Raw genomic sequence first — 12,537 nt, 5'->3', positions numbered from 1 at the left:
GACCTGACCATGAATGCCTATAGATTGAAGCCGCTGAGCTTTCCCTGGCCGCCCGTTCTCTACGGCCTGGCCATTCTCTTCGCCCTGCTGGCCGAACGCTTCATCGGAATTCTGCCTTCGGTGATGCCCAACGGCTATCTGTTCTACGCGATCGGCGGCCTGCTCGTCGCCGTCGCCCTGTTTCTCGACCTGTGGGCGATCAAGACGCTGGTCGAATACCACACGACCGTCCTGCCGCATCGCGGCGCGCTGAGGCTGGTGACCAGCGGCCCGTTCCGCTACAGCCGCAACCCGATCTATCTCGGCTATACGCTGATCACTCTGGCGATCGGCTTCCTTACCGGCAGCGCCTGGTTCTTCGTCGCGGCGCTTGGCGCGGCGATCGTCACCACCTTCATCGCCATCCGCAAGGAGGAGATGCATCTTCTGGCGCGGTTCGGGATCGATTTCGAGCAATATTGCCAGCGCACCCGGCGCTGGCTCTGACGACGCGGCGTCGGATCAGGTTCCGACGCCGATTTCCACCATGCGCGTCAGGCAGGTTTCCTCGGCATTGTCGAGTTCGGCGAGCGTCTCGTCGATGTCGCGGCGCTTCTGGCGAAGCTCGTCGCGCTTCTCGTCGATCTTCTTCATCATCAGCTTGAGCTGGCCGATCTCGCCCGGCGGCTCCTTGTAGACGTGGATAATTTCGCGGATTTCGGCTACGGTAAACCCGATCCGCCGGCCGCGCAGGATTTCCTGCAGCAGATGGCGGTCGGCGGCACGATAGAGGCGCGTGCGGCCACGACGCTCCGGATGGAGCAGACCCTCGTCTTCGTAGAAGCGAAGCGTGCGGGTCGACACTCCAAATTCGCGCGTCAGTTCAGTTATACTGTAATACTTCTTCACAACCGTTCCGATTCATTAGGGAAACGGTATAATATTGACTTTTACGTATAAGTCAATTTTTCGCGTTTCAGCCGGACATGAACCACCAGGTGGCGAGCCCGAGGAAGCTGAAAAACCCTGTCGTATCGGTGATCGCAGTGACAAAGACTGCCGAGGAAACGGCCGGGTCGGCGCCTGCCTTGTTGAGCAGAAGCGGGATCAAGATGCCGGCCATGGCGGCGGCGAACATGTTGATCAGCATGGCGGTGGTAATCAGCCCGCCGATCGACACATCCTGGAACCACAAGCCTGCCACCAGGCCGACCAGGCAGCCGAACAGCACGCCATTGATCAGCCCGACGCCGGCCTCGCGGCGGGCAACCCGCCAGGCATTGTGGATGTCGAGGTTGCGCGTTGCCAAGGCGCGCACGGTCACGGTCATGGTCTGCGAGCCGGCATTGCCGCCCATGCCGGCGACGATCGGCATCAGGATGGCGAGCGCCACGACCTGCTCGATGGTCGCCTCGAACAGCGAAATCACCGAGGCCGACCAGAAGGCGGTAAAAAGATTGACGGCAAGCCAGGGAACGCGCGAGCGCGAGGTTTCCATGACGCTGTCCGACAGTTCTTCGTCGCCGACGCCGCCGAGGCGCATCAGGTCTTCCTCGGCCTCTTCCTGGATCACGTCGACCACGTCGTCGATGGTCAGGACGCCGACCAGGCGGTCGTTCTCGTCGACGACGGCCGCCGACAGAAGGTCGTACTGCTCGAACAGCTGGGCCGCTTCTTCCTGGTCCATCTCGGCGGGAATCGGGTGGCTCGTCTCGCGCATGATCGATTCGATCTTCTCCTGGCGCTTGGTGCGCAGGATGCGGTCGAGATCGATCGTGCCGAGCAGCTTGAACGTCGGGTCGATGACGAAGATCTGGGTAAAGCTCTCCGGCAGGTCTTCCTCGTCGCGCATGTAGTCGATCGTCTGGCCGACCGTCCAGAACGGCGGCACCGCGACGAACTCGGTCTGCATGCGGCGGCCGGCCGAGCTTTCCGGATAGTCAAGCGCGCGCCGCAGCCGCACCCGCTCGGTGAAGGGCAGCTGCGACAGGATCTCTTCGCGGTCCTCGTGGTCGAGGTCCTCGAGAATGTAGACCGCGTCGTCGGAATCCAGCTCGCCGATCGCCGCGGCGATCTGGGCGTTGGGCAGGTGCTGGACGATCTGAAGGCGGATCGCCTCGTCCACCTCGGTCAGCGCCGTCATGTCGAAGTCGTCGCCCAGCAGGCGCACGAGCGCGATGCGCTGGTCCGGCTGGATGGCCTCGATCAGGTCGCCGAGTTCCGATTCGTGCAAGCGCGCGACGCGCTGGCGCAGGAAGAGCAGGTCACGGTCGGCGATTGCCGCCCCGACCATGGTCAGGAAGTCGGTGCGGATCGAGCCGTTTTCGGCATAGATGTCTTCGGGGGCTTCGTCCTGGACGACGCGAACGCGGATGTCTTCGCCGGTCTCGGTCATGCTCGCGCCCTCGCCAAATCAAATCACTGCCCAGCTTCCTGCCGCCATGGAGAATGGCTTGGGAAAACGCATTGTCAACAACTGCCCAGCACAGCGAACGGGGCGATATGCAATTGCCGAAGCTTCCTGCTAACCTATTGGCGAAGCGGGGTCCAGCCTCGATTGCGCCACCGCTTTGCCTGACCCGTCCGCCGCCGAAGAGGTCCCCGTGAGCGTTCGTCCGATCATCCGTTTTCCCGACCCCGCCCTCAGGCGCGCCTGCCTGCCCGTCGAAGCCTTCGACACCGAACTACGCGCTCTTGCCGATGATCTCTATGACACGATGCGGGCCGCGCCCGGCGTCGGAATCACCGCCGCCCATATAGGGGTCGCGCTGCGGCTCGTGGTGCTCGATCTGGCCGAGATCGGCGGCCGGCGGAGCTATGCCAATCCGGAAATCCTGTGGTTCTCGGCGGAGACGATGGAGCACACCGAGGGCAGCGTCTCCATGCCGGGCGCCACCGAGACCGTGACGCGGCCGCGCGCCGTCGACATCCGCTACCGCGATCTCGACGGGGTCGTGCACGAGGAGCGGCTGGAGGGCTTTCCGGCGATCTGCATGCAGCATGAGATCGATCAGCTCGACGGTGAGTTCTGGCTGCAGCGCCTGTCGAAGCTGAAGCGCGACCGGCTGATCCGCAAATGGGAAAAGAGCGGCCGGTGACATCGGCGCGCGGCCGGACCGAACCAAGACGCCCTTCATGCGTTTCCACCGGACACAGACATGAAGGAGCAGACATCATGGCCATCGCCGACGGGACGGACATCAAGAAGGACCTCAGCCGCGAAGAGGACTACCGCGACTTCGAACAGCGCGACATCGAGAACGGCTGGCCCTATGACGACGGCGCGGGCGCCGTGTCGCGACCGGTCGGCAATGGCGCCTATGGCGAGACGGAGGCCAATTTCGACCGCGAGCGCAATGGCGGCTACCGCATCACCAATGTCTCCGCCGACGGCGGACAGGCACCGCTCGCCTCTCCCGTCCTGCCGGAGACCGACCACCGCGAGAACAGCGACCAGCTTGAGGCCGATGTCGCGGCGGCCCTGGAGGATCTGCCCGATCTGCTGTTGAACGCGCTCGACATCCATGCCGACGGCCATGTCGTCACCCTGCGGGGCGCCGTCGATACCACGCAGGAGCGGCGGATGATCGAGATGCGGGTGGTGGCCGTGAAGGGCGTCTCGACCGTGCGCAATTTCGTCACCACCATGGGTGTCGATACGCATATCCCGAGCGATTCGGACTGATCAGCTAACAAGGGAATTCCGGAAACGACAAAGCCGGCTGCCTTTCGGCGAGCCGGCTTTCGTATTCTTCCCGGAGGAAGAATGGTGCGGTCGAGAAGACTCGAACTTCCACGTCTTGCGACACAGCGACCTCAACGCTGCGCGTCTACCAATTCCGCCACGACCGCATCTTGGTAGCGCCGAATTGCTCCGGCGGGGCTGCATGTAGCAAAAGCACTCCGGGTGCACAAGGCCAAGATGACAGTTTTTTGAGATTTCCCGGATGGGCCGTTGCGGGTGTTTGCCGGGCAAGGCGGCGCAGCCCTTGAAGTCCCGGGGCTTTCTTGCCAAGTAGAGGGAAAAAGAGGGCTTTTCCCGATGCAGCGCACTGACCTTTCCACCGAAATGTTCGCCCTTCCCGGCTCGCCCCCGGTGCGCTGGCGCATCTCGGACGGTCTTGTCCCCTATGAGGAAGCGGTCGCTGAAATGGAGCGGCAGGTCGCCGCGATCGCCAATGGCGAAGCGGACGAACTGGTCTGGCTGCTCGAACATCCGCCGCTCTATACCGCCGGCACGAGTGCCGATTCGAAGGACCTGATCGAACCGGAACGGTTCCCGGTCTTTTCCACCGGCCGGGGCGGCGAATACACCTATCACGGCCCCGGCCAGCGGGTCGCCTATGTGATGCTCGACCTCAAGCGCCGCCGCCAGGACGTGCGGGCCTATGTGGCCTCACTCGAAGAGGTGGTGATCCGCACGCTCGAGAAGATGAACGTCAAGGGCGAGCGGCGCGAGGATCGGGTCGGGGTGTGGGTGCGCCGTCCGGAAAAGCCGGCGCTTGCCGACGGTTCGATGGCCGAGGACAAGATCGCGGCGCTCGGCATCCGGCTGCGCCGCTGGGTGAGCTTTCACGGCCTTTCGATCAATGTCGATCCCGACCTGTCGCATTTTTCCGGCATCGTGCCCTGCGGCATCAGCGCCTATGGCGTGACCAGCCTCGTCGATCTCGGCCAGCTGGTGATGATGGCCGATGTCGACATCCGGCTTCGCGAGGCCTTCGAGGAGGTGTTCGGGCCGACGGTGCGCGAGGCGCCACCGGTCGAGACGAAAGCCTCGCCGGCGGGAGCCTAGCGGCCTCCCGCGTACCGCGCCTGCCGCAATCGGGCTTGAACGACTCTCGCACAAGTGCTTGGTGAGCGCTTTAACGAGGCCGACTGCCATGCCCGAAAACCGCCCCTCGGGCACCGACACGACGATCAAGGGCATGGCCCTGATGGCCGGCTGCATGATGGTGCTGCCGTTCATGGACGCGATCGCCAAATACATGGCGAATGTCGAGGGCATGTCGCCCGGGCAGGTGAATTTTTACCGCTTCTTCTTCCAGGTCGTCTGCATCGTGCCGTTCCTGCTTGCCATGAACGGCTGGAGCGCGCTTTCGGCCAAGCGGCCGGGCCTCAACCTTCTGCGCGGCGTGCTGCACGGGGCGGCCAGCCTGATGTTCTTCACCGCGGTCAAGTACATGCCGCTCGCCGACGTCTTCGCCATCTATTTCGTCGAGCCTTTCATCCTGACGGCGCTGTCGGCCATCTTCCTTGGCGAAAAGGTCGGCTGGCGGCGCTGGCTGGCGATCGTGGTCGGCTTCGGCGGGGCGATGATCGTCATCCAGCCGAGCTATGCCGTCTTCGGCCTCACCTCGCTGCTGCCGGTCGCCTGCGCCTTCCTCTACGCGCTCTACATGTTTCTCAACCGCGCCATCGGCGAGGCCGACGCGCCGGTCACCATGCAGACCCTGGCCGGAATCGGCGGCACGCTTTTCATGGGGGCGGTGCTGATCGGCGGCAACGCGGCGGGGCAAGTGGACTTCGCGATCTCTCTGCCCGCGTCCTGGCTCGCGCTGGCCCTGCTGGTCATTCTCGGCTCGATTTCCGGCTATGCCCACCTGATCGTCGTGCGTGCCTTCCGCATGGCGCCGCTCTCGGTGCTGGCGCCGTTCCAGTATTTCGAAATCATCGCAGCGACCATTTTAGGGTACGCCCTGTTCAACGATTTCCCGACTGTATCGAAATGGGTCGGCATCCTGATCATCGTCGGCTCGGGCCTGTTCATTCTCTGGCGGGAACAGCGCCGCGCCGCCGAAAGGCGCTGATTTTACCTTTCCGGTCAAACAATCGCTAACCCCTTCCCTTGGCGGAAACGCAAGGTTTGTCGGGCTATGATCCGCCCAGTTTCATGATGAAACAGGGATAGAAAGATGAGCGAATTTCGGCTCTCTTTTCCGGCATGTGTCGTCGCCGGGAAGACCAGATTGTCCGTCGAGGACCTGTTGCTGCTGCGGAGATATACGTTTCCGGAGGGCGTCAGGACGCCTGACGATGTCGTGACGCTCCTGGCGCTCAACACCTGCTGTCCGGAGAAATGCCCGGAATGGGCCGACTATTTCATTGAACAGTTGGCGGGCTTTCTCGTCGACCGCTGTTATCCCATAGGCTCGCTCGATGAGATCAACGTCGAGTGGGTGAAGTGCGTGCTGTCAAATGACGGCGTGATAGAGGGTGAACTCGAATTTGCGGCCATTCTTCACATGATGGAAATCGCTCGCCACGTCCCGCCGTCGCTGGGGATGCTGATGCTCGACCAGCTCAGGATAGCGCTTGACGAGGAACGCGGCGCCTATGCCAGAAGGCGTGCCTTGCAGGCGGGGATCGGCGCGGACGACATCGCCTATGTGCATCGGATCCTCCGCGACCGGCTGGGCTCGGGAGCGCCCCTTCTCTCCCCGGCCAAGATCGCGATCCTCGAGACGATCGACCGTGAGACCGCCACCCATGCCCGCCATCCCGACTGGCAACCGTTGATCGATACCATCCTGTCGCTCCGCGGCAGGACACAGGCGCGGACCGAAACGCCGCGGCGCTGGCTGCATGTGCCGGACTCGTTCTTCCTCGACGCGGAGATGGTGGCATGATCACCGGTCCCCGCCCGACGCCTTCCTGAAGGGAATGCCGCGATGACGATCTTCCAATCCGCCTTTCTCCTGCTCGGCGTCAATCTCGGCCTGATCTGGCTTTTGATGGCGGCGCCGCTTGGCACGCGCACGATCTCGGTGCGGCGGCGGCTGGACAGGCGACCGGAGGAACTCTGGGACATGACGCGGCCCGCCGGCGGGCTTGCCGACTGGCACCCGGCCGTCGCCTCCGTCCGGCCGATCGAAGGCAGGCCGGACCGCCTGGAGCTTTGCTATCGCGACCCCGACCGTAGCGGCCGGCCGATCATCCGTGTGCTGGCGATCGACCGGACCGGGGTGACCGCCGACGGCGAGTTTTCCTGCGAACTCAGAATCGTCGCCGACAGCGCGCTCGACATGGATTTCTGGTCGGGCTACCGCGAGGTCCGCCGTATCGGCCCGGCGACGGAGGGCTCGACGGTCGCAATCGAACAGACCGACAGCTATCGCGGCCTCGGCTTCCTGCTCTATCGCTACCTGATGCTGCACCGGGAGATGGCCGCCCTGGAGCGGCATCTCGGCGGCACCAAGGCGGCGGGTCGCGGGCGGCTCGAACACCCGCTGAGCCAGGCCGCGCTGGCGGCGCTCTCCACCCTGATGCTCTGGCCGTTCTTCGGCTTCAACGGCAACGGACTGATGATTTCCGTCTTCCTGACGCTGGTGATCGTCTTTCACGAGCTCGGCCACATGGTGGCCTTCCGCACCTTCGGTCATCTCAACACGCGAATGATCTTCGTGCCGCTTCTGGGCGGCATCGCGATCGGCGGGCGGCCCTATGCCAGCCGGTTCGAGGTCGCCACCTGCGCGTTGATGGGCGCCGGGGTCTCGGCCTTCGCCGTGCCGATCCTGATCGGCGCCCACGAGGCGGCCGCCGACAGCTTGTTCGCGCCGAGCATGGCGGCCCCTGTGCTGGTGCTGCTATTGATCCTTTCCGCCTTCAACCTGCTCAACCTCTTGCCGATGCACCGTTTCGACGGCGGCCAGGTGCTGCGCCAGCTGTTTGCCGGGCGCACGATGCAGACGCTCGCGACCTTCACCGTGGCCTCGGCGATCGTCTGGACCGGATGGCGCATCGGCCTGTCGTCCCAGGCGCTGATCGCCGGGCTCTCGGTCTTCGCGCTCCTGAGCCTGATCCGTACGCGCAAGGTCAAGCCACGCCTCCAGCTTGAGGCGATGAACCAGCAGCAGCGGCTGATGACCGGGTTCGGTCTTTGCGCGGCCCTGTCGATCCATGCCGGGGGGATCATCTACGCCTGCGACCGGCTGTTCGTCACCGCGCCGATGTGACATCCGCCCCCTTGACTTGGATGGCCCGAACGGTTCCAAAGACAGCCATGGATACCGTGAACCCTCCTCTCCCCGACGGCTATTCGGCCGTACCCGCCGGCAAGATCGCCAACGTCGTCACCTGCCTGGAAATGCTGGAAAAGCCGCCGGCCAAGCCCGCGCGCCCGGCGGATTCCGGCCTCACCCTGGTGCGATGGGAGAAGCCCGACCTTGGTGAATACCGCGCGCTGTTTAGCGCCATCGGCGAGGAGTGGATGTGGTTTTCGCGGCTGGTCATGCCCGACGAAGAGCTTCGCGCCATTCTCCACCATCCGGACGTCCAGGTCCATGCGCTCACCGACGGCGCACGCCGCGTCGGCCTGCTGGAACTCGATTTCCGCACCGAGGGCGAATGCGAACTGGCCTTCTTCGGCCTCGTCTCCGATGCGATCGGCCAGGGTGCCGGGCGGACGCTGATGAATGCCGCGATCGACACGGCCTGGGATAAGCCGATCAAGCGGTTCTGGGTCCACACCTGCCATTTCGATCATCCGGGTGCGCTTTCCTTCTACCAGCGCTCGGGCTTCCGGCCCTATGCCTTCATGGTTGAGGTGACCGACGATCCGAGGCTGACCGGACAGATGCGGCGCGATGCGGCCCGCCATGTGCCGCTGATCGAGCCGCGCTGACGGCGCGACCATCCTATTTTGCTGACGGTGGACGCAACCGGGGCTATCCCTGCCGCTTGAGGGCATGCCGTCCACCGTGCCAGACTTGTAACGCTCAATTGCCAATATCGGAGAAGAGACCATGGACGTTCGCGCCGCCGTTGCCGTGCAGGCCGGCAAACCGCTGGAAATCATGACGGTACAGCTCGAAGGCCCGCGGGCCGGCGAGGTGCTGATCGAGGTCAAGGCGACGGGCATCTGCCATACCGACGATTTCACGCTCTCGGGCGCCGATCCGGAAGGGCTGTTTCCGGCCATTCTCGGCCATGAAGGTGCCGGCATCGTCGTCGATGTCGGGCCGGGCGTCACCTCGGTGAAGAAGGGCGACCATGTCATTCCGCTCTACACGCCGGAATGCCGCGAGTGCTATTCCTGCCTGTGGCGCAAGACGAATCTGTGCACCGCCATCCGCTCCACCCAGGGCCAGGGGCTGATGCCGGACGGCACGTCGCGGTTCTCGATCGGCAAGGACAAGATCCACCACTATATGGGCTGCTCGACCTTTTCCAACTTCACCGTCCTTCCCGAGATCGCGGTTGCCAAGGTCAATCCGGACGCGCCCTTCGACAAGATCTGCTATATCGGCTGCGGCGTGACGACCGGCATCGGTGCGGTCATCAACACCGCCAAGGTGGAGATCGGCGCAACGGCAATCGTCTTCGGGCTCGGCGGCATCGGGCTGAACGTGCTGCAGGGGCTTAGGCTCGCCGGCGCCGACATGATCATCGGCGTCGACATCAACAATGACCGCAAGGCCTGGGGCGAAAAGTTCGGCATGACGCATTTCGTCAATCCGAAGGAAGTCGGCGACGACATCGTGCCGTATCTGGTCAACCTGACCAAGCGCAATGGCGACCTGATCGGCGGCGCCGACTACACCTTCGACTGCACCGGCAATACCAAGGTCATGCGTCAGGCGCTGGAGGCCTCGCACCGCGGCTGGGGCAAGTCGATCATCATCGGGGTGGCCGGCGCCGGCCAGGAAATCTCGACGCGCCCGTTCCAGCTGGTCACCGGCCGCAACTGGATGGGCACGGCGTTCGGCGGCGCGCGGCCGCACCGACGTGCCGAAGATCGTCGACTGGTACATGCAGGGCAAGATCCTCATCGACCCGATGATCACCCACACCATGCCGCTCGACGACATCAACAAGGGTTTCGACATGATGCACAAGGGCGAAAGCATCCGTGGCGTGGTGATCTATTGATTCCACGGCGCGCGGCCGTCCTGAAATAGTCAAGGCGGCCGCACGCTCCCTCCCCCTGCATAAGCTCCGAAATATGCTAGATTGCGGCCGTACCGATCGTCCGGTCATCATTCCATGGGGGGAACACATGTCGATCAAATACGCATTGACTGCCATTGCCATGCTCGCTTTGCCGGCCATTGCCGCGGCCGATCCGACCGGCAGCTACACGCTCGTCGGGATGAACCCGGACAGCGGCAAGGAATATACCGGGACGGTGGAAGTTACCCGTCATGGCGAAACCTACATCGTCGTGTGGAATATCGGCGGCAAGGAATCGATCGGCACCGGGCTTGGCGCCAAGTTTGTCGGCGAAGGCCGCTTCGAAATGGGACCGGCAAGCGAAGACGACACAGCGATCTCGGTCGGTTATGTGGCTAAAGACAATTTCGGCATCGCCATGTATTTCGAGCAACCGGACGGTACCTGGCAAGGTGTCTGGACCTATGGCGGCTCGGAAAAGGTGACCGGAGAGGTCTGGACGCGAGACTGACGCGAGGCTATTCGGCCTCGGCGGAATGAAGGATTGAAGACCTCAGTGATCTACGTCGATGCCGATGCCTGCCCGGTCAAACCGGAAATCCTCAAAGTCGCGGAACGCCACGGCCTCGAGGTGACCTTCGTCGCCAATTCGGGCCTGAGGCCGTCGCGCGATCCGATGGTCAAGAACGTCATTGTCTCCAACGGCTTCGACGCCGCCGACGACTGGATCGCCGAGCGCGCCGGAGCCGGCGACATCGTGGTGACGGCCGACGTGCCGCTGGCCGGACGCTGCGTCGCGGCCGGCGCCTTCGTCACCGGGCCGACCGGCCGGGTGTTCGACAAGGCCAATATCGGCATGGCAACGGCCATGCGCGATCTCGGCGCGCATTTGCGCGAGACCGGTGAAAGCAAGGGCTACAACGCCGCCTTTTCGCCGCGCGACCGTTCGGCCTTCCTCGAAACGCTCGACCGGCTTTGCCGGCGGGCGAAGGCGTGCTAGTCGAAGCACCTTCGACGCCAGACGCACACCGGAGGATCGGACATGGCCAGCCGTTTTGACCGCCTGATCGACCATCGGCACGGGCCGTTCTACGCCGCGCTCATGGCGTCTGTGTTTGCCGTCCTCGTCGTTACCGCGCTCAATCCGCGGCTGGTGCTTGAGGCTGGCGCCGTCGTGTTCTTCCTCACTTATCTGGTGCTGATCGGGCTTCGCCTGCCGCAGATGACCGCCGACTATCTGAAGGAGCGGGCCGAGGAAGCCGACGCTCCGGCGCTGGTGATCCTGTTGGTCACGTTGGCGGCAGTGGTGGTGGCGATCGTCTCGCTCTTCCTTGCGCTCAACCGCGAGCCGGGCGGCAATGCGCTCGAACTGGTGCTGGCCTTCGCCTCGGTGCTCGGCGGCTGGCTGACCATCCACACCATGGCGGCGATCCATTACGGCCATCTCTACTGGCGGCCTGACACCACCACCGAGGCGCCGGACAATCGCGGCGGACTGGAGTTTCCCGGATCGCCCGATCCCTGTGGCTACGATTTCCTCTATTTCGCATTCGTCATCGGCATGACGGCGCAGACCTCCGACACCGCCATCACCGCGACGGCGATGCGGAAAATCAACCTTCTCCATTCGATCGTATCGTATTTCTTCAATACCGTGCTCGTCGCCGCCGCCGTCAACGGGGCGGTGTCGCTGGCCGGCTAGGCAACAAGGACTATCCCCATGAAGATCCTCTCCCAGAATACCGCGTTTGGCGGCATGCAGGGCGTGTTCTCCCACGAATCGCAGACGACCAAGTGCGACATGACCTTCGCCGTCTTCGTGCCGCCGCAGGCGATCGCCGAGCGCCGGCCGGTGCTGTGGTATCTGTCGGGGCTGACCTGTACCCACGCCAATGTCATGGAGAAGGGCGAATATCGCCGCATGGCCACCGAGCTCGGCCTGATCATCGTCTGCCCCGACACCAGCCCGCGCGGCACGGACGTGCCGGACGAACTGACCAACTGGAAGATGGGCAAGGGTGCGGGCATGTATCTCGACGCTACCGAAAGCCCTTGGGCAGAGCATTTCCAGATGTATTCCTACGTGACGGAAGAGCTGCCGGCGCTGGTCGCCGAGCATTTCCGCGTCGACATGGACCGGCAGGGCATTTTCGGCCATTCGATGGGCGGCCACGGCGCGATGACCATCGCGTTGAAGAACCCGGAGCGCTTCAAGAGCTGCTCGGCCTTCGCCCCGATCGTCAATCCGATGACCGCCGACTGGACGCAGGACGCATTCGAGAAATATCTCGGCGCCGACCGGGCCAAGTGGCGTCAATACGATGCCTGCGCACTGGTCGAGGACGGCGCCCGCTTCCCGGAATTCCTGATCGACCAGGGCAAGGCCGACAGCTTTCTCGAAACCGGCCTGAAGCCTTGGCTGTTCGACGAGGCGATCCACGGCACCGACATCGGGCTGACGCTGCGGATGCACGAGCGCTACGACCATTCCTACTACTTCATCTCGACCTTCATGGACGACCACCTGAAGTGGCATGCCGAGCGGCTGGGGTGAGGTTCGCGAACCCGTCTTCTCCCCACCGGGGAGAAGGTGGCGCGAAGCGCCGGATGGGGCGCGCAACACCCTCAGGTGTAATAGACCTCGGCATGGGGGCCCCCTCATCTGCC

Annotated in this window: 14 protein-coding genes, 1 tRNA gene and 1 pseudogene; 13 read left to right on the top strand and 3 right to left on the bottom strand. The window is 63.8% G+C overall.

Going from position 1 to position 12,537, the window contains the following annotated elements; translation table 11 throughout:
* Positions 1 to 9: 9 nt before the first annotated feature.
* A complete protein-coding gene (locus tag L867_RS0100970; protein WP_028735146.1) occupies positions 10 to 486 on the top strand; it encodes a methyltransferase family protein in 477 nt (158 codons plus the stop codon).
* A gap of 15 nt (positions 487 to 501) precedes the next feature.
* Here the strand turns inward: L867_RS0100970 and L867_RS0100965 are convergent, their stop codons facing one another.
* The gene (locus L867_RS0100965; RefSeq protein ID WP_028735145.1) at positions 502 to 888 is read right to left on the bottom strand and encodes a MerR family transcriptional regulator; all 387 of its coding nucleotides are present in this window, start codon (positions 886 to 888) and stop codon (positions 502 to 504) included.
* Positions 889 to 955: 67 nt separating this feature from the next.
* Entirely contained in the window at positions 956 to 2,374 is a 1,419-nt protein-coding gene (gene mgtE, locus L867_RS0100960) for a magnesium transporter (protein ID WP_028735144.1), read from the bottom strand.
* A gap of 208 nt (positions 2,375 to 2,582) precedes the next feature.
* On the opposite strand from mgtE, the gene L867_RS0100955 reads away from it, so the two are divergent.
* Together L867_RS0100955 and L867_RS0100950 are read left to right on the top strand one after the other, a co-directional pair.
* Positions 2,583 to 3,077, top strand: coding sequence for a peptide deformylase (locus tag L867_RS0100955; protein ID WP_028735143.1), 495 nt, complete (start codon positions 2,583 to 2,585; stop codon positions 3,075 to 3,077).
* A gap of 77 nt (positions 3,078 to 3,154) precedes the next feature.
* Positions 3,155 to 3,664, top strand: a complete 510-nt coding sequence (locus L867_RS0100950; RefSeq protein ID WP_028735142.1) for a BON domain-containing protein — start codon at positions 3,155 to 3,157, stop codon at positions 3,662 to 3,664.
* 82 nt (positions 3,665 to 3,746) lie between these two features.
* On the opposite strand, the gene L867_RS0100945 is transcribed toward L867_RS0100950, so the two are convergent.
* Positions 3,747 to 3,831 (bottom strand) — tRNA-Leu (locus tag L867_RS0100945).
* A 190-nt stretch (positions 3,832 to 4,021) separates the two neighbouring features.
* Between L867_RS0100945 and lipB the strand changes: the two genes are divergently transcribed.
* The 10 genes and pseudogenes from lipB (at position 4,022) to fghA (ending at position 12,424) form a co-directional block, all read left to right on the top strand.
* Positions 4,022 to 4,774, top strand: coding sequence for a lipoyl(octanoyl) transferase LipB (gene lipB / locus L867_RS0100940; protein ID WP_028735141.1), 753 nt, complete (start codon positions 4,022 to 4,024; stop codon positions 4,772 to 4,774).
* An 88-nt stretch (positions 4,775 to 4,862) separates the two neighbouring features.
* On the top strand, positions 4,863 to 5,789 hold the full coding sequence (locus L867_RS0100935; RefSeq protein ID WP_028735140.1) for a DMT family transporter: 927 nt from the start codon (positions 4,863 to 4,865) through the stop codon (positions 5,787 to 5,789).
* Between the two features lie 105 nt (positions 5,790 to 5,894).
* Positions 5,895 to 6,608, top strand: coding sequence for a hypothetical protein (locus L867_RS0100930; protein ID WP_028735139.1), 714 nt, complete (start codon positions 5,895 to 5,897; stop codon positions 6,606 to 6,608).
* 42 nt (positions 6,609 to 6,650) lie between these two features.
* Positions 6,651 to 7,934: a hypothetical protein gene (locus tag L867_RS0100925; RefSeq protein ID WP_028735138.1), complete on the top strand. Its 1,284-nt coding sequence runs from the start codon at positions 6,651 to 6,653 to the stop codon at positions 7,932 to 7,934.
* 47 nt (positions 7,935 to 7,981) lie between these two features.
* Positions 7,982 to 8,602, top strand: a complete 621-nt coding sequence (locus L867_RS0100920) for a GNAT family N-acetyltransferase (protein ID WP_028735137.1) — start codon at positions 7,982 to 7,984, stop codon at positions 8,600 to 8,602.
* Positions 8,603 to 8,723: 121 nt separating this feature from the next.
* Positions 8,724 to 9,849: pseudogene (locus L867_RS24260) on the top strand (S-(hydroxymethyl)glutathione dehydrogenase/class III alcohol dehydrogenase).
* Positions 9,850 to 9,976: 127 nt separating this feature from the next.
* Complete coding sequence (locus L867_RS0100910) at positions 9,977 to 10,381, top strand: hypothetical protein (RefSeq protein WP_028735136.1); 405 nt, start codon at positions 9,977 to 9,979, stop codon at positions 10,379 to 10,381.
* A gap of 45 nt (positions 10,382 to 10,426) precedes the next feature.
* Positions 10,427 to 10,870, top strand: a complete 444-nt coding sequence (locus L867_RS0100905) for a YaiI/YqxD family protein (protein ID WP_028735135.1) — start codon at positions 10,427 to 10,429, stop codon at positions 10,868 to 10,870.
* Positions 10,871 to 10,912: 42 nt separating this feature from the next.
* On the top strand, positions 10,913 to 11,572 hold the full coding sequence (locus tag L867_RS0100900; protein WP_028735134.1) for a DUF1345 domain-containing protein: 660 nt from the start codon (positions 10,913 to 10,915) through the stop codon (positions 11,570 to 11,572).
* An 18-nt stretch (positions 11,573 to 11,590) separates the two neighbouring features.
* Positions 11,591 to 12,424, top strand: coding sequence for an S-formylglutathione hydrolase (gene fghA / locus L867_RS0100895; RefSeq protein WP_028735133.1), 834 nt, complete (start codon positions 11,591 to 11,593; stop codon positions 12,422 to 12,424).
* Positions 12,425 to 12,537 lie beyond the last annotated feature (113 nt).

It is taken from the genome of Paenirhizobium selenitireducens ATCC BAA-1503 (assembly GCF_000518785.1).
Lineage (GTDB): Bacteria > Pseudomonadota > Alphaproteobacteria > Rhizobiales > Rhizobiaceae > Allorhizobium > Allorhizobium selenitireducens.
The sequence above is the reverse complement of the archived record's forward strand: the minus strand, read 5'-3'. Positions and strand labels throughout refer to the sequence as shown.